The 26,562-nt window shown below is 71.2% G+C and carries 25 protein-coding genes and 1 pseudogene; 12 read left to right on the forward strand and 14 right to left on the reverse strand.

The features are described from left to right. Positions 1-9: 9 nt before the first annotated feature. From QL985_RS05160 to QL985_RS05170, 3 genes are read left to right on the forward strand one after another with little or no spacing between them, the layout of a single operon-like run. Positions 10-216, forward strand: coding sequence for a hypothetical protein (locus tag QL985_RS05160; RefSeq protein ID WP_039102017.1), 207 nt, complete (start codon positions 10-12; stop codon positions 214-216). Next, a complete protein-coding gene (locus tag QL985_RS05165) occupies positions 213-1,412 on the forward strand; it encodes a histidine kinase (RefSeq protein ID WP_235005127.1) in 1,200 nt (399 codons plus the stop codon). Before QL985_RS05160 ends, QL985_RS05165 begins: the two co-directional genes overlap by 4 nt. Beyond that, complete coding sequence (locus QL985_RS05170; RefSeq protein WP_135010758.1) at positions 1,409-1,747, forward strand: MGMT family protein; 339 nt, start codon at positions 1,409-1,411, stop codon at positions 1,745-1,747. The genes QL985_RS05165 and QL985_RS05170 overlap by 4 nt, the downstream gene beginning before the upstream one ends. Before the next feature lie 49 nt (positions 1,748-1,796). Here QL985_RS05170 and QL985_RS05175 read toward each other — a convergent pair whose 3' ends face one another. Continuing rightward, positions 1,797-2,768: a phosphoribosylaminoimidazolesuccinocarboxamide synthase gene (locus QL985_RS05175; protein ID WP_039102014.1), complete on the reverse strand. Its 972-nt coding sequence runs from the start codon at positions 2,766-2,768 to the stop codon at positions 1,797-1,799. Continuing rightward, complete coding sequence (gene purD / locus QL985_RS05180) at positions 2,765-4,126, reverse strand: phosphoribosylamine--glycine ligase (protein ID WP_208546988.1); 1,362 nt, start codon at positions 4,124-4,126, stop codon at positions 2,765-2,767. Before purD ends, QL985_RS05175 begins: the two co-directional genes overlap by 4 nt. A gap of 70 nt (positions 4,127-4,196) precedes the next feature. Between purD and QL985_RS05185 the strand changes: the two genes are divergently transcribed. The 5 genes from QL985_RS05185 to purM all read left to right on the forward strand — a co-directional run bounded on the left by QL985_RS05185 (position 4,197) and on the right by purM (position 8,708). Then, entirely contained in the window at positions 4,197-5,198 is a 1,002-nt protein-coding gene (locus QL985_RS05185; RefSeq protein ID WP_039102012.1) for an asparaginase, read from the forward strand. A gap of 13 nt (positions 5,199-5,211) precedes the next feature. Further along, the gene (locus tag QL985_RS05190; RefSeq protein WP_039102010.1) at positions 5,212-5,571 is read left to right on the forward strand and encodes a sterol carrier family protein; all 360 of its coding nucleotides are present in this window, start codon (positions 5,212-5,214) and stop codon (positions 5,569-5,571) included. A gap of 80 nt (positions 5,572-5,651) precedes the next feature. Then, positions 5,652-5,993 (forward strand): DUF2273 domain-containing protein, encoded by a 342-nt coding sequence (locus QL985_RS05195; RefSeq protein WP_019310023.1) that lies wholly within the window; start codon positions 5,652-5,654, stop codon positions 5,991-5,993. A gap of 13 nt (positions 5,994-6,006) precedes the next feature. Then, entirely contained in the window at positions 6,007-7,554 is a 1,548-nt protein-coding gene (gene purF / locus QL985_RS05200) for an amidophosphoribosyltransferase (RefSeq protein WP_135010756.1), read from the forward strand. Then, positions 7,551-8,708 (forward strand): phosphoribosylformylglycinamidine cyclo-ligase, encoded by a 1,158-nt coding sequence (gene purM, locus QL985_RS05205; RefSeq protein WP_124109135.1) that lies wholly within the window; start codon positions 7,551-7,553, stop codon positions 8,706-8,708. The genes purF and purM overlap by 4 nt, the downstream gene beginning before the upstream one ends. Positions 8,709-8,801: 93 nt before the next feature. Here purM and QL985_RS05210 read toward each other — a convergent pair whose 3' ends face one another. From QL985_RS05210 to QL985_RS05230, 5 genes are all read right to left on the reverse strand, one after another. After that, positions 8,802-9,002: a DUF3073 domain-containing protein gene (locus QL985_RS05210; protein WP_019310020.1), complete on the reverse strand. Its 201-nt coding sequence runs from the start codon at positions 9,000-9,002 to the stop codon at positions 8,802-8,804. Positions 9,003-9,378: 376 nt separating this feature from the next. Next, on the reverse strand, positions 9,379-12,042 hold the full coding sequence (gene clpB / locus QL985_RS05215) for an ATP-dependent chaperone ClpB (RefSeq protein WP_257744868.1): 2,664 nt from the start codon (positions 12,040-12,042) through the stop codon (positions 9,379-9,381). A 99-nt stretch (positions 12,043-12,141) separates the two neighbouring features. After that, positions 12,142-12,744, reverse strand: coding sequence for a DNA-3-methyladenine glycosylase I (locus tag QL985_RS05220; protein ID WP_257744867.1), 603 nt, complete (start codon positions 12,742-12,744; stop codon positions 12,142-12,144). Continuing rightward, positions 12,741-13,451 (reverse strand): GNAT family N-acetyltransferase, encoded by a 711-nt coding sequence (locus QL985_RS05225; RefSeq protein ID WP_052239357.1) that lies wholly within the window; start codon positions 13,449-13,451, stop codon positions 12,741-12,743. Before QL985_RS05225 ends, QL985_RS05220 begins: the two co-directional genes overlap by 4 nt. Then, on the reverse strand, positions 13,448-14,140 hold the full coding sequence (locus QL985_RS05230; protein WP_039102005.1) for a hypothetical protein: 693 nt from the start codon (positions 14,138-14,140) through the stop codon (positions 13,448-13,450). The genes QL985_RS05225 and QL985_RS05230 overlap by 4 nt, the downstream gene beginning before the upstream one ends. A 53-nt stretch (positions 14,141-14,193) precedes the next feature. Here QL985_RS05230 and QL985_RS05235 point away from each other — a divergent pair, with 53 nt between their 5' ends. Together QL985_RS05235 and QL985_RS05240 are read left to right on the forward strand one after the other, a co-directional pair. Beyond that, positions 14,194-14,868, forward strand: a complete 675-nt coding sequence (locus QL985_RS05235; protein ID WP_135010753.1) for an HAD family phosphatase — start codon at positions 14,194-14,196, stop codon at positions 14,866-14,868. Positions 14,869-15,094: 226 nt separating this feature from the next. Next, entirely contained in the window at positions 15,095-15,745 is a 651-nt protein-coding gene (locus QL985_RS05240; RefSeq protein WP_059281727.1) for an HAD family phosphatase, read from the forward strand. Positions 15,746-15,953: 208 nt separating this feature from the next. Here the strand turns inward: QL985_RS05240 and QL985_RS05245 are convergent, their stop codons facing one another. The 3 genes from QL985_RS05245 to QL985_RS05255 all read right to left on the reverse strand — a co-directional run bounded on the left by QL985_RS05245 (position 15,954) and on the right by QL985_RS05255 (position 19,434). Continuing rightward, positions 15,954-17,573, reverse strand: coding sequence for a DEAD/DEAH box helicase (locus tag QL985_RS05245; protein WP_059281726.1), 1,620 nt, complete (start codon positions 17,571-17,573; stop codon positions 15,954-15,956). 186 nt (positions 17,574-17,759) lie between these two features. Further along, positions 17,760-18,512: an SDR family oxidoreductase gene (locus QL985_RS05250; RefSeq protein WP_059281725.1), complete on the reverse strand. Its 753-nt coding sequence runs from the start codon at positions 18,510-18,512 to the stop codon at positions 17,760-17,762. 148 nt (positions 18,513-18,660) lie between these two features. Then, on the reverse strand, positions 18,661-19,434 hold the full coding sequence (locus QL985_RS05255) for a type 1 glutamine amidotransferase domain-containing protein (RefSeq protein WP_082698393.1): 774 nt from the start codon (positions 19,432-19,434) through the stop codon (positions 18,661-18,663). Positions 19,435-19,639: 205 nt separating this feature from the next. Here QL985_RS05255 and QL985_RS05260 point away from each other — a divergent pair, with 205 nt between their 5' ends. Both QL985_RS05260 and QL985_RS05265 read left to right on the forward strand, forming a co-directional pair. After that, positions 19,640-20,038, forward strand: coding sequence for a DoxX family membrane protein (locus QL985_RS05260; RefSeq protein WP_019310009.1), 399 nt, complete (start codon positions 19,640-19,642; stop codon positions 20,036-20,038). A gap of 167 nt (positions 20,039-20,205) precedes the next feature. Continuing rightward, positions 20,206-21,714, forward strand: coding sequence for a sodium:alanine symporter family protein (locus tag QL985_RS05265; RefSeq protein ID WP_059281724.1), 1,509 nt, complete (start codon positions 20,206-20,208; stop codon positions 21,712-21,714). 13 nt (positions 21,715-21,727) lie between these two features. Here QL985_RS05265 and QL985_RS05270 read toward each other — a convergent pair whose 3' ends face one another. The 4 genes and pseudogenes from QL985_RS05270 to QL985_RS05285 form a co-directional block, all read right to left on the reverse strand. Next, positions 21,728-22,585 carry a D-hexose-6-phosphate mutarotase gene (locus QL985_RS05270; protein ID WP_059281723.1) on the reverse strand — a complete coding sequence of 286 codons (858 nt, stop codon included), beginning with the start codon at positions 22,583-22,585 and terminating at the stop codon, positions 21,728-21,730. A 62-nt stretch (positions 22,586-22,647) separates the two neighbouring features. Beyond that, the gene (locus QL985_RS05275) at positions 22,648-24,108 is read right to left on the reverse strand and encodes an amino acid permease (RefSeq protein WP_059281722.1); all 1,461 of its coding nucleotides are present in this window, start codon (positions 24,106-24,108) and stop codon (positions 22,648-22,650) included. 218 nt (positions 24,109-24,326) lie between these two features. After that, a complete protein-coding gene (locus QL985_RS05280; RefSeq protein WP_059281721.1) occupies positions 24,327-25,793 on the reverse strand; it encodes an alanine/glycine:cation symporter family protein in 1,467 nt (488 codons plus the stop codon). Positions 25,794-25,985: 192 nt separating this feature from the next. Further along, a pseudogene (locus QL985_RS05285) lies at positions 25,986-26,562 on the reverse strand (multidrug transporter); the annotation flags it as partial.

The following is a 26,562-nucleotide window of genomic DNA, read 5'->3' on the forward strand; positions in this document are numbered from 1 at the left end:
CTTGCGCACATGACTCAGCATTCGCAGGATCTCGACGCCGCGGCCTCACCTGCCCGCCGCACCTCTCCTCTCCGCGCGGCCGCTGCCGCCGCCCTCGTGTTCTCCATGCTCTTCGCCTCCGCCGGCCCCGCCCTGGCGGTCTCCTCCGGTGACTCGGTGCGCGGACCGGGCCACGCGCTCTGCCGCTTCTTCCCCATTTACTGCAACCCCCGGTGAGTTCCGCCCCCGCCGTGACGGACGGGGTTCACACCGTACGGACCGGGGGGCTGCCCAGCTGGCTGCGCATCGCCCTGGTGCTGTTCGCCGCCGTGGCGGCCTTCGACGACCTCCACCTCCTGGAGTGGTCGGCGTTGCCTCCCACGACGGCCGCCCTGATCTCGGCGTGGATCGTCCTGAGCTACGGCGCGGTTGCGCTGCTCGCGTGGTCCGCCGCGGCGAGCGCCCTGGCCATCGTCCCCTCCTACGCCCTGTGCCTGGTGCTGGACGAGTACTCCGTGGCCCTGCTGTGCGGCTGCGTGGTGATGGTCGGCGCCGTGGCCATGCTCGGCCGCGCAGCGCTGGTCGCCCACCTTGTCGTGAACGCTGCCTGGGTGGCGGTCACGGCCTGGGTGCTGGAGAGCACGGACTTCTTCTGGGCGCTGGGCATCCCCCTGGGCATCGCCGCGCTGATCGGCGTGGCCGTGCGCTTCTTCCTGGGGCAGTACCGGCTCAACGCCCGCCGGCTCGCCGTCATGGAGGCCACGCACCAGCGCCTGCGCGAGCAGGAGCGGCTGGCCCTGGCGCGCGACCTGCACGACGTGGTGGCCCACGAGCTCACCCTGGTGACCATGCAGGCGGCAGGCTCCCAGCGGCAGACGGACCCCGCCGAGCTGCACCGCACCATCGACACCATGGACGCCGCGGCCCGCTCCGGGCTGACCGAGCTGCGGACGCTGCTGCACATCCTGCGGGACTCCCCCGGCGCGGATGACGCCGGGGAGGCCACCGAGGAGCGGGGCAGCGCCTCGGGCCTGACCACCGGTTCCCTGCACGGCGTGGTCCGGACCCTCGAGTCGAGCCTGAACCAGGCGGGACTGGTGCCGGAGTTCGAGGTGGGAGAGGGCGTGGACGATATCCCCACATCCATCCGCGGCACCGCGGCCCGGGTGCTGCAGGAGGCATCCACCAACATGATCAAGTACGCGCCCGCGGGGTCACCCTGCCTGGTGCGGCTGGGCGTGCAGGACTCTGCCGTGTGCATCCACACCGAGAACCGGGTGTCCCAGGGTGCCGTGGACCCGCAGCGCCACGAACTGGCCTCCGGCTTCGGTCTGCGGGGCATCCGGGAACGCGTGGCCCTGCTGAACGGCCAGGTGGACTACGGCCCGCAGAACCACGTGTGGCACCTGGACGTGCGGATCCCCGCCGCGTGAGCGGACCAGGCGCGGAGCAGACCCGCCGCGGTGAGGCTGCGGTCGAGGCGGTGCGCAGCGTCGTGCTGGGCATCCCGTCCGGGACCGTGCTCAGCTACGGGGACGTGGCCGAGCTGGCGCAGCTCGGAAGCCCCCGGCTGGCGGCGCGCATCATGAGCCTGGGCCAGGCCGGCGAGGACGTGCCGTGGTGGCGCGTGGTGCGGGCCGACGGCACTCTGCCGGACCGGCTGCAGATCGCCGCGCGGGAGCACTACGAGAGCGAGGGAACGGCCCTCAGAACCACCTGCGCGCACTGGGTGCAGGTGGACATGGCCCGCGGCCGCTGGAACGGCTGACGCCGAGGCCCGAGAGACCGACGCCGCTCTCCCTGCCTGCGCGCGGGGCTCAGGCGTCGGCGGGGCCCGTCACCTCGAAGAAGCCGCCGCGGGGGTCGAACGCCCGACCCGTGAGCCGTTCGTAGGCCTCCACGTAGCGTTCGCGCGTCTTGGCCACCACGTCCTCGGGCAGCGCGGGGACCGGCCCGTGGCCGTCCCAGCCGGAGGCGTCCGAACGCAGCCAGTCACGCATGTACTGCTTGTCGAAGGACGGCTGGGAGCGGCCCGGCTTGTAGGTCTCCATGTCCCAGAACCGCGAGGAGTCCGGGGTCAGCACCTCGTCCCCCAGGGTGATGGCCCCGCGGTAGGAGTCCAGGCCGAACTCCACCTTGGTGTCCGCCACGATGATTCCCCGTTCACGGGCGATCCGCTCGGCACGCGTGTAGATCTTCAGGGAGAGCTCCCTCAGCCGGTCCGCCACGGAGTTGCCCACCACGTTGGCCATCTCCCGGTAGGTGATGGGCTCGTCGTGCTCACCCAGCTCGGCCTTGCCCGTGGGCGTGAAAATGGGCTGCTCCAGGCGGTCGCCGTCCTGCAGCCCCTCCGGCAGCTCGATCCCGCACACCGCGCCCGTGGCCCGGTAGTCCTTGAGCCCGGAGCCGGTGAGGTAGCCGCGCACGATGTTCTCCACGGGGAACATCGAGAGGTTCTTGCACACCACGGCGCGCCCGCGCACGGACTCGTGGACGTCCGTGGAGAGGATGTGGTTGGGGATCCCGTCCAGCTGCTGGAACCACCACAGGGACAGCTGCGTGAGGATCGTGCCCTTGTCGGGGATCTCGGTGGGCAACACCTGGTCGAACGCGGAGATCCGGTCGCTCGCGACCACCAGCACGGCGCCCGCGCGGTACTCGGCGTCGTCGTGGATGGCTGCCCCCGTGGCCGCCAGGCGGGACTCGTCCGGGACGTACAGCTCCCGGACCTTGCCCGAGTAGACGTGCTTCCAGCCGGGGATCTCGCGGGGTGTGCCGTGCTCGCTCATGCCTGCTCCTCTGCCGCGTCCGCCGCGGGCCGTCCGTCCACCGCTGGTGCGTGCTCCGCCCCGGGGGACGACGCCGCCGGGGTCACCGGGGTCTCGATCCGCCCCTCGGACGCCGCGAGCGCGATGTCCGTGCGGTAGTGCGATCCGTCCAGGGTGATGTGCTCCATCCCACGATAACCGCGCTCCCGCGCCTGCCGCAGGTCCGCACCGCGGGACACCACGGCGAGCACCCGGCCACCGGCGGAGACCAGCTCACCGGCCTCGTTGCGATCCGTGCCGGCGTGGACCACCCAGGTGTCCGCTTCATGGGCGGCGTCCTCCAGTCCGGTGATCACGTCCCCCTTGCGCGGGGCACCGGGGTAGTTGTGCGCGGCGAGCACGATCGTCACGGACGCCCCGGGCGCCCACTCGAGGGCCCGGTCCTCGTCGAGGCGTCCCCGGGCGGCGTCGAGCAGCAGCTGACCCAGCGGCGTCTGCAGCACGGCCAGGACGGACTGGGTCTCGGGGTCCCCGAAGCGCGCGTTGAACTCGATGACCCGTGTGCCCCGGGAGGTCACGGCCAGACCGCAGTAGAGCACGCCCGTGAACGGGGTGCCGCGGCGTCGCAGCTCGTCCACCACGGGGCGGGCCACGCGGTCCACGACCTCCTGGGTGAACCCCTCGGGCAGCCAGTCCAGCGGCGTGTAGGCGCCCATGCCGCCGGTGTTGGGGCCCTGGTCCCCGTCCCGCACGCGCTTGAAGTCCTGCGCGGGCTGCAGGGGCACCACGTGGGTGCCGTCGCTGAGCACGAAGAGCGAGACCTCGGGGCCGTCCAGGAACTCCTCCACGAGCACCGATCCGCCGGCGTCCAGGCACTCCCGGGCGTGCGCCTCGGCGCGGTCCCGGTCCTCCGTGACCACCACGCCCTTGCCCGCGGCCAGCCCGTCGTCCTTGACCACGTAGGGCGCGCCGAACTCCTCGAACGCCTCGCGCACCCGGGCGAGGTCCGAGGTGGCGACGGCGCGCGCGGTCGGGACACCGGCGGCGGCCATGACCTCCTTGGCGAACGCCTTGGAGCCCTCGATGCGGGCGGCCTCGCGGGACGGGCCGAAGACCGGGATCCCCGCCTCGGTGAGGGCGTCCGCGGCACCGGCCACGAGCGGCGCTTCCGGACCGACCACCACGAGGTCCGCGGCCAGGTCCCGCGCGAGCGCCACCACGGCCTCAGGGTCCTGGGCGTTGAGGGGGTGCACGGGGACGTCCTGGGCGATCCCGGCGTTGCCGGGGGCAGCGTGGACCTCGCTGACGTGCGGGTCCCGCAGCAGGGACATGATCATCGCGTGCTCGCGGCCGCCTGGGCCCACCACCAAAACCTTCACGCGCTCAGCGTATCGGCAGGGGCCCTGACGAGGGCAACGGGGGTGCGCGCCCCGCTGTCATACTGGGGCCATGCAGACTTTCAGCTCGGACCAGGCCGTCGAACTCGCGGTGGTGCAGCGCAGCGGATACGTGGAGTCCCGCCACAGCGGTTCCGCCGTGGTGCTCGCCCCGGACGGGTCCGTGGCGTTCTCCGTGGGCGCCCCGGAGGAGACGATCTTCCCCCGCTCCACGCTCAAGCCGTTCCAGGCCATCGCCTCCATGAAGGCCGGGGCGGCGCTGCGGGGCGAGCAGGTGGCGATCGCGGCGGCGTCGCACACCGGCACGTTCGACCACCTGGATGCCGTGAGCTCGATCCTGAAGGCCGCGGACCTGGGCCCCGAGGCCCTGCAGTGCCCGCCGGACTGGCCCGAGGACGAGGACACCCGCGCGTGGCTGATCCGCACCGAGCGCGGCAAGAACCGGATGTGCATGAACTGCTCCGGAAAGCACGCGGCCTTCCTGCTCGCGTGCGTGACCAACGGCTGGCCCACGGACTCCTACCTGGACCCGGCCCACCCGCTGCAGCAGCTCGTGGTGGAGACCATCGAGGAGTTCTCCGGCGAGACGGTGGCGCACCTGGGGGCGGACGGCTGCGGAGCGCCGCTCACGGCCATCTCCCTGACCGGTCTGGCGCGCATGTACTCCACGCTGGGCCGCGCCGCGCGCAACATCCAGGCGGACGCCCGCGCCGCCACCGTGGCCACCTCCATGCTCGACTACCCCGAGTACGTCCAGGGCCCGGGCCGCTCCAACACCGTGGTCATGGAGGAGCTGGACGTGATCACCAAGCTGGGCGCCGAGGGCGTGCTGGGCCTCGGCACCCGCTCCGGGTGGTCCGTGGCCATCAAGATGCTCGACGGCTCCTCCCGCGCCAACTCCCTGGTGGGCCTCAACCTGCTCGTCCACGCGGGCGCCATCTCCCGGGCCGACGCCGACCGCGTCCTCGCGCGCGTCACGCACCCCGTCACCGCGGCCGGGCAGCCGGTGGGCGCCATCGAGCTCGCCCAGCCGCTGCTCGACCTCATGGCCTGAGGACAGCCCTGGCATGCGACGCAGGATCGACCCCGCGGACGGCTCCCTCGCGCTCGCGCGCTGGCGCCGGGACCCCGAGAACGCGAACCGGCGCACCACCGCCACCGCGGTGCGCTACTGCCTCGAGGAGCTCGGCTCCCGGGCCGAGGGCAACTCCGTGGAGGTGCGTGTGCCGCCCTTCGGCGTGACCCAGTGCGTCCCCGGGCCACGGCACACCCGCGGCACCCCTCCCAACGTGGTGGAGACGGACGCGGCCACCTGGCTGGCCCTCGCCACGGGCGCCGAGACCTGGGCGCACGCGGTCGCGGAGGGGACCGTGGCGGCGTCGGGAACCCGCACGGACCTCAGTGCGTGGCTGCCGCTGTTCGGGTGACACCAACTCCCAGCGGATCGCCAGCCCGCCCTCAGCGGGCTCGGCGCGCGGTCCCCGGAACGCGCGATAGCCTGGAGACCATGAGTTCCGCGAGCCCCGAAACCCCCGACCGACAGCCGCAGTCCGTGTCCCGGACGCAGGAAGTGACGGTGCGCCGCGCCCCCAACCTCCTGGCGTTCGTGGCCACCGGCGCCGCGGTCGGCGCCCTCGTGGGGCTCCTCGTGGGGGCGCTCGGCCCCGGCTCGATCGCCTATACCCGCGCGGCAATCATCGGCTTTTTCCTCATGATGTTCCTGATCCTGGGTGCCACCCTGGGTGCCGTGGTGGGCCTGCTGCTGGACCGGGTCTCGTTGAAGCGCTCACGGAACGCGTCCGCCGAGGTCGAGGACGTTCACGAAGGCGGGCACCGCACGCACTCGTGAGACACTGTCTCTCGTGGTTCGAGCTGACGGAAAACTCTCCCATGACCTTCTTCCCGGTGAGAAAGGCCCCCAGGACGCGTGCGGCGTGTTCGGCGTGTGGGCTCCCGGCGAGGACGTCGCCAAGCTGACCTACTACGGTCTCTACGCCCTGCAGCACCGCGGGCAGGAGTCCGCGGGCATCGCCACCTCGGACGGCGAGCGGATCTCGGTCTACAAGGACATGGGGCTCGTGTCCCAGGTCTTCGACGAGACCACCCTCAACACCCTCAAGGGGCACCTGGCCGTGGGCCACGCCCGGTACTCCACCACGGGCGCCTCCCACTGGGCCAATGCGCAGCCCACCCTGGGGGCCACGCCGCACGGCACCCTGGCGCTCGCGCACAACGGCAACCTGACGAACTCCGCGGAGCTCTACGACCTGCTGCTGGACAAGTCCGGGTTCCCCTCCCGGGGTGAGATGGCGCGCGGCAACACCACGGACACCGCCCTGATCACAGCCCTGCTGGCCGAGCACCCCCTCAACTCGCTCGAGGAAGCAGCCATGAAGCTGCTCCCCCAGCTCGTGGGCTCGTTCTGCCTCACGTTCATGGACGAGACCACCCTCTACGCCGCCCGCGATCCGCTGGGCGTGCGTCCGCTCGTGCTGGGCCGCCTCGAACGCGGCTGGGTGGTGGCCTCCGAGACCGCCGCGCTGGACATCGTGGGCGCCTCCCTGGTGCGCGAGGTCGAGCCCGGCGAGTTCATCGCGATCGACGAGAACGGGCTGCGCTCGAGCCGTTTCGCGGAGCCCACGCCCGCCGGGTGCGTCTTCGAGTACGTGTACCTCGCGCGCCCGGACACCACCATCAACGGCCGCTCGGTGTACGAGTCCCGCGTGGAGATGGGGCGCCGGCTCGCGCAGGAGCACGCGGTGGACGCTGACCTCGTGATGCCCACCCCGGAGTCCGGCACCCCGGCCGCGATCGGCTACGCGGAGGCCGCCGGGATCCCCTTCGGCCACGGCCTAGTGAAAAACTCCTACGTGGGGCGCACGTTCATCGAGCCCTCGGACACCATCCGCCAGCTCGGCATCCGGCTCAAGCTCAACCCCCTGCGCTCGATCGTGGCGGGCAAGCGCCTGGTGGTCGTGGACGACTCGATCGTGCGCGGCAACACCCAGCGCGCCCTGGTGCGGATGCTGCGGGAGGCCGGAGCCGCGGAGATCCACGTGCGGATCTCCTCTCCGCCCATCAAGTGGCCGTGCTTCTACGGCATCGACTTCGCCTCCCCGGCCGAGCTGATCGCCAACGGCCTCACCGTGGAGGACGTCCGCGCCTCCCTGGGAGCGGACTCCCTGGGCTACATCTCCGAGGACGCCATGATCGAGGCCACCGCGCAGTCCCGCGGCAACCTGTGCACGGCGTGCTTCTCCGGCGAGTACCCCACGGCGCTGCCCAAGGCGGACCGCCTGGGCAAGGCCGTCCTCGAGGCTCCCGGTGCCCACGCGGAGACCTCCGCGGACCTCGTGGAGCCCCTCACCGACCGATCCGACGACGCCGCCACCCAGGAGACCCGCGCATGAGCCAGCAGCCCCACGAGCCCCAGTCCGTCACGTACGCGAGTGCCGGCGTGGACGTGGACGCCGGGGACCGCGCCGTCGAGCTCATGAAGGCCGCCGTGAAGGCCACCCACACGCCCGGCGTGGTGGGCGGCGTGGGCGGGTTCGCAGGTCTCTTCGACGTCTCGGAGCTCACCGCCTACCGCAAGCCGTACCTGGCCACGTCCACGGACGGAGTGGGCACCAAGGTGGCCATCGCCCAGTCCCTGGACATCCACGACACCATCGGGTGGGACCTCGTGGGCATGGTCGTGGACGACATCGTGGTGGTGGGCGCCAAGCCCCTGTTCATGACCGACTACATCGCCACCGGCAAGGTGGTCCCCGAGCGCATCGCCGGCATCGTGCGGGGCATCGCCGCCGCCTGCGAGGCCGCCGGCACCGCACTGGTGGGCGGGGAGACCGCGGAGCACCCCGGCCTTCTCGGAGTGGACGAGTACGACGTCGCCGGCGCCGCCACCGGCGTGGTCGAGGCCGACGAGCTGCTCGGCCCGCAGCGCGTGCAGGACGGGGACGTCATCATCGGCATGGCCTCCTCCGGCCTGCACTCCAACGGCTACTCCCTGGTGCGCCGGGTCATCAACGTGGCCGGCTGGCAGCTGGACCGGCAGGTCAGCGAGCTGGGCCGCACCCTGGGCGAGGAGCTGCTGGAGCCCACCCGCGTCTACGCCGCCGACGTCCTGGACCTCGCCCGAACCTTCCCCGTCAACGGGGAGGACGGCGCCACGGGCCACGGCGTGCGCGGCTTCTCCCACGTGACCGGCGGAGGCCTGGCGGCCAACCTCGCCCGCGTGCTCCCCGCGGACCTGCAGGCCACCGTGGACCGTTCCACATGGTCCCTGCCGCCGGTCTTCCGCCTGGTGGCGGAGCTGGGCAACGTGCCACAGCCGGACCTGGAGCGCACACTGAACCTCGGGGTGGGCATGGTCGCGATCGTGGACCCGGCAGTGGCCGACGCCGCCGTGGCCCACCTCAACGAGCGCGGTCTCCCCTCGTGGGTCATGGGCCGCGTGGGCCCCGTGGACCCGGACGCCGCCCGGCACGGCACCGACTGGGTGCAGGGCGCCAAGGGCGTGGCCGGTGGCGGCGTGCTGATGACCGGCGACTACGCCGACTGACCGACGGTACGCAACGAACCGCCCACACGGCGGTGTGGGCGGTTCGTTGCTGTGCTGAAGTCGAGCGGCGCGCTCACCGCGCCGGACGCCGGGTCAGTCGTAGTCGGAGTACTTCTCCACGTAGGTCGAGTAGTCGTCCTCGTCCTCGGGTCGTTCCTCGTGGTCCACGGCTCGGGAGGACGGTGTCGTGCCTCGCAGCTCGCGCTGCAGGGCCGAGTAGTCGGTCTGCGGGCTGAAGTACTTGATCTCCCGCGCCTGTCGTGTCGCCTTCGCCTTTTGACGGCCGCGCCCCATGGCGTGACCCCCTCTGCGTCTCGTGTCCGGTGGGCGGTGCCGTGTTGAGCACACAGAACGGCCCCGGAGTGTCTTGTCAGTTTTTCGTGAGTCCAGGGTACATGTTTTGAACGCTTCTCGCGTACCGGCCACCTGTGCGTTCACCCCCGGCCGATCCGGGGCGGCGCAGGGGCGTGCCGCCGCCGTGGACGGGCCCGGATTCGACCCCGCTTCGGCCCGTCCCCGGGCTGCCACAGGGGGCCGGAGAACGGGCGCCGGGCGGTTCCCCGCTGCGTCGCACGGCGGCCCTGGGTGGGCCGGGACGAGGGCGCCGGCGCGGAGGGATTCCTCACCGGCGCCCCGTGCCCGGCAACCGGTCACCGGGTGGGCGCAACGGTCACTCGTCCACGATCTCCGCGTGCACGATGTCGTCGTCGCCCATGGCCCGGGATGCTGCGGAGCCGCCCCGTTCGGTTGTGACCGTGAGGCCGTCCTCGGCGACGTCCGGGTCCACGTCCACCACCACGGTGTCCCCGTCCAGGATGGCCCCGGACAGCAGGCCCTTGGCCAGGCGGTCGCCGATCTCGCGCTGCACGAGCCGGCGCAGCGGGCGGGCGCCGTAGGCGGGGTCGTAGCCGGTCATGCCCAGCCACTCGCTCGCCGCGGGCGTGACCACCAGTGCCAGGCGGCGCTGCGCGAGACGCGTGGCCAGCTGGGCCACCTGGATATCCACGATCTTCGCGAGGTCCTCGGTGCTCAGCGGCTCGAACATGATGATGTCGTCCAGCCGGTTGAGGAATTCCGGCTTGAAGGACGCGTTCACCACGCCCATCACGGCGTCGTTCTTGGCCTTGTCCTCCAGGGTGGGGTCCACCAGGAACTGGCTGCCCATGTTGGAGGTGAGGATCAGGATCACGTTGCGGAAGTCCACGGTGCGGCCCTGGCCGTCGGTCAGGCGGCCGTCGTCCAGCACCTGCAGCAGGATGTCGAAGACCTCGGGGTGGGCCTTCTCCACCTCGTCCAGCAGCACCACGGAGTACGGGCGGCGCCGCACGGCCTCGGTGAGCTGACCACCCTCGTCGTAGCCCACGTACCCGGGAGGAGCACCGACCAGCCGGGAGACGGAATGCTTCTCCGAGTACTCGGACATGTCGATGCGGATCAGCGCACGCTCGTCGTCGAACTGGAACTCCGCCAGGGACTTGGCCAGCTCGGTCTTGCCCACGCCCGTGGGACCCAGGAACATGAACGAGCCGATGGGCCGGTCCGGGTCGGAAATGCCTGCCCGGGAGCGGCGCACCGCGTCCGCGACGGCGGTCACGGCCTTGCGCTGCCCGATCAGCCGCTTGCCCAGGACGTCCTCCATGTGCAGCAGCTTCTCGGACTCGCCCTGCAGCATCTTGCCTGCAGGGATGCCCGTCCACGCCGAGATGACCTCGGCGATGTCGTCCGCGGTGACCTCCTCGGACACCATGGTGTCCTCGCTCAGTCCGCTCGCGTCCTCCTGGGCCTGGGCGGCGTCGAGCTCCTTCTGAGCGGCGGGGATCTCGCCGTAGAGCAGGCGGGAGGCCTCGCCGAGGTCGCCGTTGCGCTGGGCGCGCTCGGCCTGCGAGCGCAGGTCGTCGATCCGGGCCTTGAGTTCGCCCACCTGGTTCAGACCGGCCTTCTCCGACTCCCACCGGGCGTTCAGCGCGTCCAGCTCGGCCTGCTTGTCCGCCTTGTCCTGGCGCAGGGCGGCCAGGCGCTCCACGGAGGCGGGGTCGCTCTCGCCGTCCAGCGCGAGCTCCTCCATGGTGAGGCGGTCCACGGCGCGGCGCAGCTCGTCGATCTCCTCCGGGGCGGAGTCGATCTCCATGCGCAGCCGGGACGCGGCCTCGTCGATCAGGTCGATGGCCTTGTCCGGCAGCTGGCGGCTGGGGATGTACCGGGTGGACAGCTGCGCGGCGGCGACCAGCGCGGAGTCCGCGATCTGCACCTTGTGGTGCGCCTCGTAACGCTCCTTGAGCCCGCGCAGGATGGCCACGGTGTCCTCCACCGAGGGCTCCCCCACGTAGACCTGCTGGAAGCGGCGTTCCAGGGCGGCGTCCTTCTCGATGTTCTCGCGGTACTCGTCCAGCGTGGTGGCACCGATCAGGCGCAGCTCACCGCGGGCCAGCATGGGCTTGAGCATGTTGCCGGCGTCCATGGAGCCCTCGGACGCGCCCGCACCGACCACTGTGTGGATCTCGTCGATGAACGTGACGATCTGGCCCTCGGACTTCTTGATCTCGTCCAGGACGGCCTTGAGCCGCTCCTCGAACTCACCGCGGTACTTGGCACCCGCCACCATGGACCCGAGGTCCAGAGAGATCAGGGTCTTTCCGCGCAGGGACTCGGGGACGTCCCCGGCCACCATGCGCTGCGCGAGACCCTCGACCACGGCGGTCTTGCCCACGCCGGGCTCACCGATCAGCACGGGGTTGTTCTTGGTGCGGCGTGAGAGCACCTGCACCACGCGGCGGATCTCCGAGTCACGGCCAATCACGGGGTCCAGCTTGCCGTCCCGGGCGATCGCGGTGAGGTCCGTGCCGTACTTCTCGAGCGACTGGAAGGTGCCCTCGGGATCCGGGCTGGTGACCCGGCGGTCTCCGCGCACCTGAGGAATGGCCTCCGCGAGCGCCTCGGCCGTGACCCCGGCGCTCGAGAGGGCCTCCGCGGTCTTGTCGTGGCCGGCCGCGAGTCCGTAGAGGATGTGCTCCGTGGAGACGTACTCGTCCTGCAGCTCGCGCGCGTAGTTCTCCGCGGCCTGCAGCGCCTGCAGGGCACCGCGGCCCAGCTGCGGCTGGGCGGTGGAAGCCCCGGAGGCACTCGGCAACGCCTTGATGAGCGAGCTGGCCTTGAGGGACACGGAGTCGGCGTTCGCTCCCGTGGCCTGCAGGACGGCGACGGCCACACCGTCACGCTGGTCCATCAGGGCCTTGAGCAGGTGGGCGGGTTCGATGGTGGGGTTGCCCGCCGTGGCGGCGTTCGTGGCCGCGGCGTTCAGGGCCTCTTGAGACTTGGTGGTGAACTTGGTGTCCACGGCATCTCCTTTGCTTGACTAAAGGTTTGTCACTTGCCTTGAGTCTACCCCGCTCAACCTCAGAAGGGAAGAGTTTTCCACAGGTTGTTCCGCGGTCGGCTATCCCGCCCAGACCCCGGACGACCCCCTGCGGTGGCTGCCCAGCAGGTGCGTGTCCACCATGCCGATCGCCTCCATGAGTGCGCACACGGTGGTGGGCCCCACGAACGCGAACCCCCGCCGCTTCAGCTCCTTGGACAGCGCGGTGCTCTCCTCCGAGGTGGTGGGCACCTCCGCGAAGCGCGCCGGTTCGGGCGTGCGCCCTGGCTGGTACGACCACACCAGTGCCACGAGGCCCTCGTGCTCCCGCAGCGCCACGGTCGCCCGGGCGTTGGTCACGGCCGCGCGGATCTTGCGCTCGTTGCGGATGATCCGGGCGTCCCCCATGAGCCGTGCCACGTCCGCCTCGGTCATCGCGGCCACGGCATCCGGGTCGAAGCCGTGGAACACCTCGCGGAACGCGGGCCGCTTGGCGAGCACCGTGCGCCACGAGAGCCCGGCCTGGAACCCCTCCAGCACGATCCGCTCGTACAGCCCGGCCTCGTCCCGCACCGGCATGCCCCACTCGGTGTCGTAGTACTCGCGCAGCAGCGGGTCGGTCGCGGCCCACACCGGCCGGGCGAGGCCGTCCTCGCCGGTCACCAGGTCCGGGTTCCCGGTCACGACCTGCCCCGGTTGTCCCGCGACCCGTCGACGACGCCGCCCGGCCCGTCGCTCCCGCACCGACGTCCCACGTCCCGGCCCGGGGGTTCTGCGTCTGCAGCCGTGCGCTCCGCGGGCCCGTGGTCTCCGGGAGCCCCGGGGCCCGACGACGTGCGGCCCGTTGCAGGGGCGCTGGCGTCGGCCGGGGCAGTGATCTCGAAGAGCGCGCACTCGGCGTCGTAGTAGGCGCGGCTGAGTCCGAGCGACCGCATGCCCAGCCGCCGACAGACCGCCTGTGAAGCCTGGTTGCCGGGGTAGGTCACGGCGACCACGCGTGTGACTCCCGCGGAGAAGGCGTGCTCCAGCACGCCCCGGGCGGCCTCGGTGGCGTAGCCGTGGCCCCACGCCCGGGGGTGGAGGTGCCACCCGATCTCGATGTCGTGGGCGGTGTCCGCGCCCGAATCCGGAATGGGCTTGAGCAGCAGGGTCCCCAGGGGCCCACCCTCGTGGGTGCTCACGAGCCACACGCCGTGCACGGGGTGGCTGCCGTGCAGCTCGTTCCAGCGCTCGATCTTCTCCCCCGCCGCGGCCAGGGTCCGCACCCGCTGGGTGCCGTCTCCGAGCCACCGCTGCACCTCCGCCCGGGAGTAGAGGTCCAGGACGAAGGGGGCGTCCGCGGCGTCGTAGCCCCGCAGGGTCAGCCGCTCGGTGCGCAGGGCGACGGTCACCGCTGCTCCCCCGACGACGCCGCCCGGTCCGCCCGCGCCTCGTCCCCGGTCCCGCTCGCGGGGCCCCGCGGCGTGGTGCACGCACGGGAAGCGGCAACGGCCCCGGAATCATGTGTCGTGGCAGGGCCTGGGGCGTCCTGCTCCTGGTCGCGCTCGAGCCGGTCCAGGCGCTCGTCCTCCGTGAGCGGCTCGCCCCGCAGTCTGCGCGCCGTGACCCGCAGCTCCGTGACCGCCAGCAGCACCAGGGCCACCGCCGTGGCCACCGAGAGCACCCCGAGGATGTTCACGAACCCGTATCCCAGTTCGAGGTACTCGTCCCCCGTCACGTGGGTGAACACGGAGCGCATGCCCTCCGGCGTGGAGTCCGGGAGGAAGAAGCCGAGGCCCCACGTGATGACCCAGGAGGCCACGGCCGTGGCGATCGTCCGCCCGGTGACCGCGTGCGAGGGGTAGTTCAGGCTGTCCCGGCGGAACAGGGCGGCCGCAACCACGTGCAGCACCAGGATGGGAAGGGCGAGCGCGACCGCGTACACGGGGGTGAGGGCGCCCAGCAGCCCCACGATCCCCCGGCCGAAGCCCACCCAGAGTGCCAGCAGCACGGCCATGACCACCATGACCACGGGGAAGCCGCGCGAGAACGCGGACCCCGGCCTGGACGGGACGGCGGACGGGCGATCCGGGGAGCTCATGGACCCATCGTAGGACGGTGGGGATGTCGGCACCGGCGCGTAGCGTGGAGAGCATGACCACCACAGACTTCCCCCGCGCAGTGCTCTTCGACCACGACGGAACCCTGGTGGACACCGAGCCCCTGTGGGAGCTGGGCAAGCAGCGCCTGGTGGCCGCCCACGGCGGGCAGTGGACGGAGCAGGACACGCAGGACACCCTGGGCCGACCGCTGGCCGCCACGGTGCAGCGCCTCGCCGAGCTCGGGGTGCCCGGCACCCCGGAGCAGGTCTTCCGGGATCTCTTCGGTGTCCTGGCGGAGGTCTTGGAGCAGAACCCGCCCACGTTCATCCCCGGCATCCGGCCGCTGCTGGACGAGCTGGACTGCGCGGGCATCCCCGCCGCGATCGTCACCAACGCCACGTCCGAGGTAGCGCGCTACACCGCGGGACTCGCGCCGGACAACCTGTTCCGGGTGATCATCGGGGACGAGGAGGTGGCGCAGGGCGTGAAGGCCAAGCCGGATCCGGATGCCTATCTCGAGGCCGCCCGGCGTCTCGGCGTGAACCCCGAGGACTGCGTGGTGCTCGAGGACTCCCCCTCGGGAGCCGCCGCGGGAGTGGCCGCCGGCATCACCACGGTGGTGGTGCCCGGTGTGCAGCAGGTTCCGGAGGGGCCGGGCGTGGTGCACGTCCGCGAGCACGCAGACGTGACCTTTGAGTTCCTGCGCTCTCTGCGCCCTCGCCCCTGACGCCCCGGGCCCCGCGCACCATGGCCCGGGGCCCCGCCTCTGGTGGCCTGGGTACCCGCGCCCCGCCGCCACTAGACTGGCCGCGTTCCAGCACGCCGGACCGCACCGGCACAGTGCGGCTCCGCCCGGCCGAGCTGAGCCCCCGCGGGCACCGCACGACCCGCGAGCCGCACCCGCTGCTCCGCCGCAGAACGCCATTCCCGCAGCACCGCACCGAAAGGCAGCCATGACGTACCCCCAGGCCGTTCTCTTCGACCACGACGGCACCCTGGTGGACACCGAGCCCCAGTGGGCCCAGGCCAAGCGGGCCGTGGCCGAGCACTACGGCCAGAGCTGGAGCGTGACGGACGACCACGCCACACTCGGCGGCACCGTGCAGGACGCCGCGCGCACGTTCGTGGACCGGGGCGCCCCCGACTCCGTGGAGGAGATCACCGAGCGGCTCGCCCAGCACGTGCTCGAGAGCATGGGCGACGAGATCCCCTTCCTGCCCGGCGTCCGCGCCCTGCTGGTCGAGCTGCGGGACGCGGGGATCCCCGCCGCGATCGTCACCAATGCGCTCACCGTGATCGCCCGTCACACCGCCGAGGGTGCCCCGGAGGTGCTCACGCGGATCGTCTCCCACGACGACGTCACCCACGCGAAGCCGGACCCCGAGCCGTACCTGCGCGGCGCGGAGCTGCTCGGGGTGGAGCCGCGCAACTGCGTGGCCGTGGAGGACTCGGAACCGGGCGTCCGCGCCGCGGTGGCCGCGGGCATGACCGTGGTGGTGGTCCCGGGCGACAAGCCCGTCCCGGACGGCCCGCACCGCGTGTTCGTGGACTCCCACGAGGACGTCACGCTCGAGTTCCTTCGCTCGCTCACGCCGCCGGCCTGACCCGCACGCGCCCGACCGGCGCCAGAGCTCACCGGGCGCACGCGCGCCATGCGCCGCCAGGGCGACGACGGCGCGGGACGCCACGCACGCCCCCCGTCACGTCAGGGAGACAACCGTGCGTTCCGCCCCGGAAGCACGGACCCCGGCAGCAGAGAACCCCCGGCTCGATGACGTCGAGCCGGGGGTTCTGCTGTGGTGCACCGGGGTGTCAGCGCGCCGACTGCCCCGAACGGTTGTTCGCACGACGCCGCTGCGCCGCGGCCATCGCACGGTCCGGCACCTGACCCGCCGACTGGCCACGCTGGGCGGAGCCACCGCGGGAGGAACGGGAGGATGCCGTGCGCCCGGAACCGGACCCGGCGGCGTCGCCGGAACCGCGACGCGGGGACGAGGTCCGGCCGCCGCCGTTGCGCGCGGGAGCCCCGCCGCGGGCGGAGTCGGTGCGACCGCCGCCCGAGCGGCCACCGCTGCGGCCGGAACCCTGACCCGCGCCCTGCTCGGAGCGCTGGGCGGAGCCCTGGCCGGAACGCTGGGCACTGCCGCGTCCACCACCGGAGCGGCCACCGCCCTGACGGGACCCGCCGGAGCGGCCGCCCGAGCGGTTGCCGCCACCGTTCTGCTGGGTGGGAGCCGGTGCGTAGGCCACGAGCTCGGCCCGCTCGCCCACGAGCTCCCTGACGATCTCGGAGTCCGGTGCCACCTCGTCCACGCGAGGCGTGACGCCGGCCTTCTTCATGAGCTTGTTGACGTCCGAGCGCTCCTCGGTGGTGGCGATCGTGATCACGGCACCGGAGGCACCTGCGCGCGCGGTGCGCCCGGAGCGGTGGAGGTAGGACTTGTGCTCGGCGGGCGGGTCGATGTGGACCACGAGCTCGACGTCGTCCACGTGCACGCCGCGGGCGGCGACGTCCGTGGCCACGAGCACGCGCACGTCACCGTCGGAGAACGCCCCGAGGTTGCGGTCGCGGGCACCCTGGGACAGGTTGCCCTGCAGGTCCACGGCGGGGATGCCGGCCTGGCTGAGCTTCTTGGCCATCTTCTTGGCGCGGTACTTGGTGCGCGTGAACATCATGCGCCGGCCCGTGCCGGAGGCGAGCGCCTCGATGAGGGCCTGCTTGTCGTCCGCATGGGTCACCAGCACCTGGTGGTCCATGGTGGTCACCGCGGCCTGGGCATTGTCCGCCGAGTGCAGCACCGGGTCCTTGAGGAACTTCTTGACCAGCACGTCCACGCCGTTGTCCAGCGTGGCGGAGAACAGCAGCCGCTGCGAGCCCTGCGGGGTCTTGGAGAGAATGCGGGTGACCACGGGCAGGAAGCCCATGTCGGCCATGTGGTCGGCCTCGTCCAGCACGGTGACGCGGACGTCGTCGAGCGTGAGCAGGCCCTGCTTGATGAGGTCCTCGAGACGCCCGGGGCAGGCCACCACGATGTCCACACCGTTGGCGAGCGCCTTCTCCTGGTGCTTCTGGGAGACGCCGCCGAAGATCACGGTGGTGTTCAGGCCCGCGGCCTTGGCCAGCGGAGCCACGGTGCGGTCGATCTGGGTGGCGAGCTCCCGCGTGGGGGCCAGCACCAGACCGGTGGGGCGGTTCGCACGGCGGGACACCCGGCTGGAGCCGGGGGCGAGACCCGCGAGGCGGGAGACCAGCGGCAGCGCGAACGCCACCGTCTTGCCGGAGCCCGTGCGGCCGCGGCCGAGCACGTCCCGCCCGGCCAGGGAATCGGGGAGGGTCTTCTCTTGGATGGGGAAAGCTTCCGTGATGCCCACGCGGGCGAGATCAGAGGAAAGCGCCTCGGGCACACCGAGGTCTTCGAAAGAATGAGACAAGGAACGTCTTTCAGGGTTGGTCCGCGCAAAACGATTTCACGCGCACGCGCCACACGGGGCGCGGTCTGCGCGCCTAGGACCGGCGCGCCTTCTACCCCGCGCTGTGCACGGGGGAACTGCTCGAGTCTACACCCCACGCAGTGCCCGCACGTGCGAGCCGCCTCACACCCGCCACGACAGCACGGCTCACACCGCGGTGTACCCGCCGTCCACCAGGTAGTAGGAGCCGGTGATGAAGGAGGCCGCGTCCGAGAGCAGGAACACCGTCAGCTGCGCCACCTCCTCGGGCGTGCCCAGCCGGCCCATGGGGTGCTTGGCGATCAGCTCCGCGAGCACCTGCGGCGGGAGGTTCTTCAGCAGCGGGGTGTCGATGTACGCCGGCCCCACCGCGTTCACGCGGATCCCCCGCTCCGCGTAGTCCACACCGGTCTGCCTGGTGAGCCCCACCAACCCGTGCTTGGCGGTGGTGTAGGCGCTGTTGCCCACGGAGGTGGCCACCGTGGAGTGGATGGAGCCCACGTTCACGATCGCCCCGCCCCCGTGCTGCTCGATCACCGGCAGCTGGGCGTGCATCCCGTAGGCCACACCGTGCAGGTCGATCGCCACCGTGCGCTCCCACGCCTCGAGGTCGGTCTCCCCGAGCGCCTCGGTCTGCCCGCCCACACCGGCGTTGTTCACGGCGTAGTGCAGCCCGCCGTAGGTCTGCACCGCGAAGTCCACGGCCGCGGCGGCGTCGTCCCTGCTGGAGACGTCCTGCCGGATCCCGGCGGCGTCCCCGCCCGCAGCCATGATGGCCTGCACCACGTCGTCGATCCCCGTGGAGTCCACGTCCGTGACCACCACCTTGGCGCCCTGCCGGGCAAGGTGCATGGCGATTGCCGCCCCGATCCCGGAGGCCGCTCCGGTGACCAGCGCTGTTCGTGAGGTGAACTCTGACATGGGGACTCCTGGGCGTCGATCTCCGTGCGGACGCCCCCAGTCTCACCCGGGGCGGGCACCCCCGGCCAGGGGGTTCACGAATGAGTCAGGGCCGGGGGCGACGCCGCGGCGTCGCCCCCGGCCCCGCTGCGGACCGTGCCCGGGACGCTCAGTCCTCGTCGTCGGCCTTCTCGGCGTCGTGCTCGGCGCGCAGGTCCTGTGCGGCCTGCTCCTCCTCGGCCTTCTGCTCGCGCACCACCTCGGTGAGCAGCTTGGTCATCTCCTTGGCCACACCGGCCGCGGACTGCGGGTTCTGCCCGGTGACGAGGCGCTCGTCCACCTGGACGTTCTCCTCCCAGTTATCCGCCACCTTGACCGTGGCGCCCTGCTCCTCGAGCTTGTCCTGCAGCAGGTAGGGCACCGTGTCCTTCTTGCCCACTTCCTCCTCCTCGGCGGTGGTGAACGCGGCCACCTTCCGCCCGGAGAGCAGGTTCACGCCGTTGGAGAGCTCCACGTCCACCAGCCCGGACGGGCCGTGGCACACGGCGCCCACCACTCCGCCGGAGTCGTAGACGGCGGCCACGAGCTTCTGCAGCCCCTCGTGGCCGGTGAAGTCCCACATGGTGCCGTGCCCGCCCACCAGGTACACGGCGTCGTACTGGGAGGGATCCACCACGGAGACCTTGGGGGTGTTGTAGAGGGAGGCCTTGGCGGTCTCGTCCTGCGTGAACTCCACCTGGACGGGATCGTCCTCCTGCACGGCGTCCCGCGGTGGCTGACCGCCCGCGATGGAGGCGAAGTCCACGAAATAGCCGGCGTCCCGGAACACCTTCCACGGGTGGGCCGCCTCCGCCACGTTGTAGCCGGTGGCCTCGCCCGTCTCGCCCAGGGTGTCCTGGCTGGTCAGGACCAGGAGGATCTTCTTCATGGTGGTGATGTCCACGGGTTCTCCTTTCGTGAGCGCGCGGTGCGCGCAGCGTGGCACCACCCTAGACAGCGCCGCGCGGACCCGCGCCGGTCGTTCGCTGTGGGCATGGCGCCTGCCCCGACCCCCGGAAAGTCCCCGCTGTTAGCATGTTCAGCGATCCCCGGTGGAGGTGCTCACGCCCCCGCGAGACCCCCGCCGCTCCACGACGAAAGGCTCGATCATGCGCATCTCCAACGCCATCCTGCGCGGTGTCCCCGGCGCCTACCTGCTCCAGTCCGGCTACGGCAAGCTCAGCATGGACGCCCAGTCCGCCGAGGGCCTCCAGCAGTTCGCCGCCACGGGCGTGCCGCAGTTCGCGGAGTGGGACCCCAAGACCTTCGCCACGTTCGTCGCGGGCTCGGAGCTCGCCATCGGCGGTGCGCTGCTCACCCCGTTCGTGTCCAAGCGCCTGGCCGGCGCGGGGCTGCTCGCGTTCAGCGCCGGGCTGCTGTCCATGTACTTCCGCAACCCGCAGATGACCCAGGAGGACGGCATCCGCCCCTCCGAGGCCGGCATCTCCCTCTCCAAGGACGTCTTCCTCTCCGCCATCGGCGCCGCGCTGATGATGCAGAAGAAGTAGTCCCACCCCGTTCCACCACGACGCCGCCCGAGGGCCTTCGCACAGAAGGTCACCGGGCGGCGTCGTCGTTTCCCGTGGGCCACGCGGCCTGTACGCCGCGGAACGGAAGGCGACTGCTAGGTTGGTCACCAATTCGACGTGCCTCTCACGGAAAGTTCCGTACCCCCATGGAATCCCTGCAAAGCAGCTTGGACACCGTTCGCGACCTGATCTGGGGGCCGTGGCTGCTCCTGCCCCTGCTCTTCGGCACGGGCGTCTTCATGACCATCCGCCTGCGCGGCATCCAGCTCCGCCTGTTCACCAAGGCCATGAGCCTGGGGTTCGGGCGCCGCTCCCGCGCGAGCGGCGAGAAGGGGGACATCTCCTCGTTCGCGGCCATGTCCACCGCGCTGGCCGCGACCGTGGGCACCGGCAACATCGTGGGTGTGGCCGCCGCCATCTCGATCGGCGGGCCCGGCGCGCTCTTCTGGATGTGGATCACCGCGCTGTTCGGCATGGCCTCCAAGTACGCGGAGTGCTTCCTGGGCGTGCGCTTCCGCACCCGTGACACCGCGGGCCAGCTCACGGGCGGCCCGCAGGTCTACCTGGCGCGCGGCATCCCCAACAAGTTCGGCCGGTTCCTGTCCGTGATGTTCGCGGTGTGCTGCGTGGTGGCCACGTTCGGGATCGGCAACATGACCCAGGGCAACGCGATCGCCTCCAACCTGGAGCACTCGTTCAGCGTCCCGCCCGTGGCCACCGCGGTCGTCCTGGGCGTGGGCACCGGCCTGGCACTGGTGGGCGGCATCAAGTCGATCGCCAAGGTCACCACGTTCATGGTGCCGCTCATGATCGTGCTGTACATCGGCTTCGGGCTCTACATCATCGGCGTGAACTACCAGGGCATCCCCGAGGCCGTGGGGCTGATCCTCTCCGGTGCGTTCACCCCCATGGGGGCGGCCGGGGGCTTCGTGGGGTCCACGGTGCTCGTGGCCATCCAGATGGGTGCGGCCCGGTCCCTGTTCTCCAACGAGTCCGGGATGGGCACGGCCTCGATCGCTGCGTCCATCGCGCAGACCAGCCACCCCGTGCGCCAGGGCCTGGTGTCCATGACGCAGACGTTCGTGGACACTCTGGTGGTCATCTCCATCACGGGCTTCGTGATCCTGACCACCGGGATGTGGACCGAGGGGGATCCCGCGACCATGACCTCCCGCGCGTTCGCCACCGGGCTGCCCGGCGAGTGGGGCGGCACGATCGTGACGATCTGCCTGGTGCTGCTCGGCTACTCCACGGTGCTCGGCTGGGCCTACTACGGAGAGCGCAACGTGGAGCGGCTCGCGGGCGCCCGCGCGGCCATCGTGTACCGGGTGATCTTCTCGGTCGCGGCCGGCCTGGGTGCCCTGGCACCCCTGGCGCTCGTGTGGACGTTCTCGGACATCATGAACGGGCTCATGGCCATCCCCAACCTGATCGGACTGGTGCTGCTGTCCGGGCTGGTGGTGCGGGAGACCAAGCTGTACCTGGACCACGACCCGACGTTCAACGCCACCACGGAGCAGATCAACGAGTTCATGGGCACCCACCCCGGGGCGCTGGACGCGCAGCTGCACCACACGGTGGACCTCAGCTCCCCGAACCCGGCGCTGTCCGAGACCGGTTCCGCGCCGGGCCCCGCGGCCACCACGGGCCGCTGAGCCGCGGCGTCGCCTACTGCTCGGCGGGGAGCTCCCGCACCTCGACCACCTGGGCGATGGTGTGGGTCTCCCCCGCCGCCAGGCGCACCGGGGAACCCATGACGTTGCCGGCCTCGACACACAGCATGGTCTTCCACTCGTCGTCCGCGAAGTCGCTCATGCCCACGGCCTTGTCCGCCCACGGGTTCCACACCACGGTGCTGTCCGAGCCCTCCTTGCCGATCACGAGCTCACGGCCGAGCGCGGGATCCGCCACGCGCACCTCGCCGCGGTGGGCGAACACGGCGTCGGTCTCCCCCGTGAGACGCAGCTCGCCCTGCTGGACGCGCTGCTCCTTGGCCACCTTGTCGTAGTAGGAGGCGCCCTCCAGCCCGGACACCGTGACCCGCTCGGAGTCCCCCACGTGCAGGTAGGTGTGCAGGGCCTCCTCGACCTCGAAGGTCTCCGAGCCGGTGTTGGTCACGGTGAGCTCCAGGCGGAGCGTGTGCCCGGCGGTCATCCGGAAGCGCGCGGAGAAGTCGTGGGGGAACACCTCGCGCAGCTCCGGTGCGACGTCCTCGGAGGTGAGGGCGAACTCGGCGAACGGGTCGCCCTGCTCGTCCTCGCCCTGCTCGGCGAGCGTCCACTCCGTGATGCGCGCGAAGCCGTGGGCGGGCTCCATGTCCCCGGTGCGGCCGGGGCCGAACCACGGGAAGCACAGGGGCACGCCGCCCCGGATGGCGCGGCCCGTCTCGTTGTACGCGCGGGAGGACACCCACAGCACGGGCTCGTGCCCCTCCGGGGCCCAGGACAGTGCGTGGGCTCCGTAGCTCAGCACCGCTCCGTGGCCGTTGGGGCCGGACAGGGTCAGGGGTTCGGGCAGTCGTGTCATGCCTCCACCTAAGCACGCTCCCCGGTCGTTGCCGAGGAGCACCACGGCAGGTTACCGCCGGGTTACGAATCGCTGGGCGCCGCCGTCTCCGGCTCCGACACCTCCTGCTTGAACCACTCGAAGGCCTGCTGGTGGGACTCCGTGCGGCGCACGAAGAACCAGGAGACCCCCAGCACCGCGAGCCACACGGGCACCGCGACGAGACCGGCGGCCGTCTCGCTGTCCGTGCTCAGCGCCCACACCACGAAGGCGAAGAACGCCATCACCACGAAGCACATGGGCACACCGCCCGGCATCTTGTACTCGGAGGCGGCGTGGCGCTGCGGGAACTTCCGGCGGAAGCTGATGTAGGAGATCAGGATCATGGTCCACACGAAAATGAACAAGGTGGAGGCCACGGACGTGATCAGCGTGAACGCCTCGATGATCGAGTCCCCGGCGTAGAGCACCGGGATGGTCAGCAGCAGCACCAGGGCCGTGAGGAACAGGGCGCGCACGGGGACACCCACCTTGTTCAGCCCCCGGAAGAACCGCGGCGCACTGCCCTCGGCGGAGAGCCCGAACAGCATGCGGGACGTGGAGAACACCCCCGAGTTGGAGGAGGACATCGCGGAGGTCAGCACCACGAAGTTCACCACGGAGGCCGCCGCTCCGAGCCCGGCCAGGGAGAACATGGCCACGAAGGGCGACTGCTCCGGGTCGATCGAACGCCACGGGGTGACCACCAGGATGGCCAGCAGGGAGCCCACGTAGAAGATCAGGATGCGCAGGGGCACGGAGTTGATGGCCCGGGGCAGCGTGGTACGGGGATCGCGCGCCTCGGCCGCGGTGGTGCCCACGAGCTCCACGCCCACGAAGGCGAACACCGCGATCTGGAAGCCCGCGACCACGCCCATGGCCCCGTTCGGGAACCAGCCGCCGTCGTTCCACAGGTTGGACACCTGCGCCACGTGCCCGTCCGGGGACGTGAAGTGCGTGAGGGCCATGACGGCCCCCACCACGATCAGCGCGAGGATGGCCACGATCTTGATGAGCGCGAACCAGAACTCCATCTCCCCGAAGCTCTTCACGCTCATGGCGTTGAGCAGGAACACGATGACCAGCACCGCCACCGTGGGCAGCCACAGCGGCACGGTGGGCCACCAGAACTGCACGTACCCGGTGATGGCCACGAGCTCCGCGATCGCGGTGACGATCCAGCAGAACCAGTAGGACCAGCCCACGAAGAACCCTGCCCAGGGGCCGATCAGGTCCGCCGCGAAGTCCGCGAACGTCTTGTAGTGCAGGTTGGACAGCAGCAGCTCACCCATGGCCCGCATCACGAAGAAGAGGAAGAAGCCGATGGCCATGTAGACGAACACCACGGCGGGGCCCGCCAGGGAGATCGTGCGGCCCGAGCCCATGAACAGCCCGGTGCCGATGGCACCGCCGATCGCGATCAGCTGGATGTGGCGGTTGCTCAGACCTCGGGCGGGTCCGGAGTGGGAGTGGGGCGGCGACACCGCGGTGGAGCTGTTGGTCATGGCTCACGAGGGTACACGGGCATTCCTGGACGTCGTGGCCTGGGGCACACCGCGCCGCGGTGCCTGCCACCGGGTGTGGACGCGCGCCGTGGGAACGCCAAGGGCCCCGTGCCACCCGGAGACTCCGGGGGCACGGGGCCCTGGTGCCGGGCGGGGTCACCGTGCGGAGCACCCCGTTCCGGGGAGGCTTCCGGCGGCGCCACGCCGAGGTGCTGCCGTCAGCGCACGCGGGCCGAGCTCGCGGTCCCCGGCAGCACGTAGCTGTCGATCGCGCCCGGGTGGCCGTCCATGAAGCCGTCGATCTGCAGCTTGGAGGCGCGCAGCTGCGGGTCGTTGCGCAGGTAGTGCTTGGTCTCGCGGGCCACCAGACCGGAGAGGATCACCAGACCGATCAGGTTGGGGATGGCCATGAGACCGTTCATCAGGTCCGCGAAGGACCACACGATCGCCAGGGGCACGCTGCAGCCCACGAACACCACGGCCGAGAAGAACACGCGGTAGGGCATTACCGAGCCGCGCCCGAAGAGCCGCTCCATGCACCGCTCGCCGTAGTAGGCCCAGCCCAGGATGGTGGAGTACGCGAACAGGACGAGCCCGAGGGTCACGATCAGGTGCCCCCACGCCCCGGGGAGGCCGTGGCTGAAGGCGTCGCCGGTCATGGTGGCCGCGAAATCCTCGCCCTGCTCCCACACCCCGGTGGTCACGATCACGAGGCCCGTGCAGGTCACCACCACGATGGTGTCGATGAAGGTCTGGGTCATGGAGACCAGGCCCTGGCGCACCGGGTGGGTGGTCTGCGCCGCTGCGGCCGCAATGGCCGCGGAGCCCATGCCGGACTCGTTGGAGAAGATGCCGCGTGCCACGCCCATCTGCACCACCACCATGATGGCCGAGCCGGTGAACCCGCCCACGGCCGCGTGGCCGGTGAAGGCGGAGGTGAAGATGGTGGCGAACGCGGCGGGCACGGCCTCGATGTTGACCACCAGGATGAACAGGGCGCCCAGCACGTAGAACAGGATCATCACGGGCACCAGCGCGGAGGTCACCTTGCCGATGGACTTGATGCCGCCCACGAGCACCAGCAGGGTCATGACCGCGAGCACGAGACCCGTGATCCACACGGGCACGCCGAAGGACGACTCCACGTTCGCGGAGATCGAGTTGCCCTGGGTCATGTTGCCGATCCCGAAGGACGCGAGCACCGCGGCGATCGCGAAGAACAGGGAGAGGAACTTCCCGAAGCCATTGGGAATGCCGCGGAACAGGTAGTACTGCGGGCCGCCGGAGATCTCCCCCTTGGCGTCCCGGGCGCGGAAGCGCACGCCCAGGAACGCCTCCGAGTACTTGGACGCCATGCCCAGCACACCGGTGACCCACATCCAGAACAGGGCGCCGGGGCCGCCGATCGAGATGGCCGTGGCCACACCCACGATGTTGCCGGTGCCCACGGTGGCCGCGAGCGCGGTGGTCAGGGCCTGGAACTGGGAGACGTCACCGCCGGGGGCGTCCTTGTCCTTGCGCTCGAACAGGGCGAGCCGCAGGGCAGGAATCAGCTTGGTGACCTGCAGCCCCGCCAGCCGGGCGGTCAGCAGGATGCCCGTCCCGAGCAGCAGCGGCATCAGGACGAACGGCCCCCACACGACGCCGTCGATCGTGTCGAGGATGGTCTGGAGCGAATCGAGCATGGAGGTGTCCCTCGTTCGAGCGGGAGGCGCGGAGCCACGGATCAACTGTGAAGCAGGTCACTGCTGGGCACAGTGAACCACATCGCACGCCTGTCCCACCGCCCATTCGGCTTCGTTGCGACGGTGTTGGGCCACGGGTGTCACGGAACGGGCACGAAGACGCCGCGCGGCCGGCCCCCGGCCACGCAGCAGCTACCGCCGGGCCGCGAGCACCAGCCCCAACGAGACCACGGCGCACACCGCCATGCACACGAGCATGGGGACAGCGGTGAACTCTCCCCCGAGCCCCGTGAGCGGCGTGACCGCTCCCGCCATCGCAAACTGTGCCGTGCCCACCACGGCGGCACCCGTGCCGGAGAGCCCCCGGGACTGCGCCCGGCGCTGCGCCAGGGCCACGGAGTTGCCCAGCACAAAGCCCATGCAGGACTGCGCGAGGAAGATCAGCACGAGGGTCGCAGTGCCCACCACGCCCAGCAGTGCGAGCACGAGGTTGAGCGTGGAGAACACCGCGAGCCCGCAGACTCCCGCGAGCAGCAGGGGCTGCGGCGCGCGGGACCCCACGAGCCGTGTGTTGAGGATTCCCGTGGCGATCGACCCGCACGCGTTCACCGCGAAGATCACGGAGTAGCCCAGCGCACTGAACCCCAGCACGTTCTGAACCACGAACGAGGACGCGGAAATGTAGGAGAACAGCGCTCCGAACGCGAAGGCGAACCCCAGGGCGTGGAGGGTGAACCGCCGGTCCCCCACCACCCGCACGGCGTTGCGC

The sequence above is a fragment of the Kocuria sp. APC 4018 genome (assembly GCF_030407675.1).
Taxonomy (GTDB): Bacteria; Actinomycetota; Actinomycetes; order Actinomycetales; family Micrococcaceae; genus Kocuria; species Kocuria rhizophila.

What these genes read in the sequence shown, in the direction of transcription:
- QL985_RS05160 (WP_039102017.1), top strand. Translation starts at nt 10, where the DNA reads ATGACTCAGCATTCGCAGGATCTCGACGCCGCGGCCTCACCTGCCCGC.
- QL985_RS05175 (WP_039102014.1), bottom strand. Translation starts at nt 2,768, where the DNA reads ATGAGCGAGCACGGCACACCCCGCGAGATCCCCGGCTGGAAGCACGTC.
- QL985_RS05185 (WP_039102012.1), top strand. Translation starts at nt 4,197, where the DNA reads ATGCAGACTTTCAGCTCGGACCAGGCCGTCGAACTCGCGGTGGTGCAG.
- QL985_RS05190 (WP_039102010.1), top strand. Translation starts at nt 5,212, where the DNA reads ATGCGACGCAGGATCGACCCCGCGGACGGCTCCCTCGCGCTCGCGCGC.
- QL985_RS05195 (WP_019310023.1), top strand. Translation starts at nt 5,652, where the DNA reads ATGAGTTCCGCGAGCCCCGAAACCCCCGACCGACAGCCGCAGTCCGTG.
- purM (WP_124109135.1), top strand. Translation starts at nt 7,551, where the DNA reads ATGAGCCAGCAGCCCCACGAGCCCCAGTCCGTCACGTACGCGAGTGCC.
- QL985_RS05210 (WP_019310020.1), bottom strand. Translation starts at nt 9,002, where the DNA reads ATGGGGCGCGGCCGTCAAAAGGCGAAGGCGACACGACAGGCGCGGGAG.
- QL985_RS05230 (WP_039102005.1), bottom strand. Translation starts at nt 14,140, where the DNA reads ATGAGCTCCCCGGATCGCCCGTCCGCCGTCCCGTCCAGGCCGGGGTCC.
- QL985_RS05235 (WP_135010753.1), top strand. Translation starts at nt 14,194, where the DNA reads ATGACCACCACAGACTTCCCCCGCGCAGTGCTCTTCGACCACGACGGA.
- QL985_RS05240 (WP_059281727.1), top strand. Translation starts at nt 15,095, where the DNA reads ATGACGTACCCCCAGGCCGTTCTCTTCGACCACGACGGCACCCTGGTG.
- QL985_RS05250 (WP_059281725.1), bottom strand. Translation starts at nt 18,512, where the DNA reads ATGTCAGAGTTCACCTCACGAACAGCGCTGGTCACCGGAGCGGCCTCC.
- QL985_RS05260 (WP_019310009.1), top strand. Translation starts at nt 19,640, where the DNA reads ATGCGCATCTCCAACGCCATCCTGCGCGGTGTCCCCGGCGCCTACCTG.
- QL985_RS05265 (WP_059281724.1), top strand. Translation starts at nt 20,206, where the DNA reads ATGGAATCCCTGCAAAGCAGCTTGGACACCGTTCGCGACCTGATCTGG.
- QL985_RS05270 (WP_059281723.1), bottom strand. Translation starts at nt 22,585, where the DNA reads ATGACACGACTGCCCGAACCCCTGACCCTGTCCGGCCCCAACGGCCAC.
- QL985_RS05275 (WP_059281722.1), bottom strand. Translation starts at nt 24,108, where the DNA reads ATGACCAACAGCTCCACCGCGGTGTCGCCGCCCCACTCCCACTCCGGA.
- QL985_RS05280 (WP_059281721.1), bottom strand. Translation starts at nt 25,793, where the DNA reads ATGCTCGATTCGCTCCAGACCATCCTCGACACGATCGACGGCGTCGTG.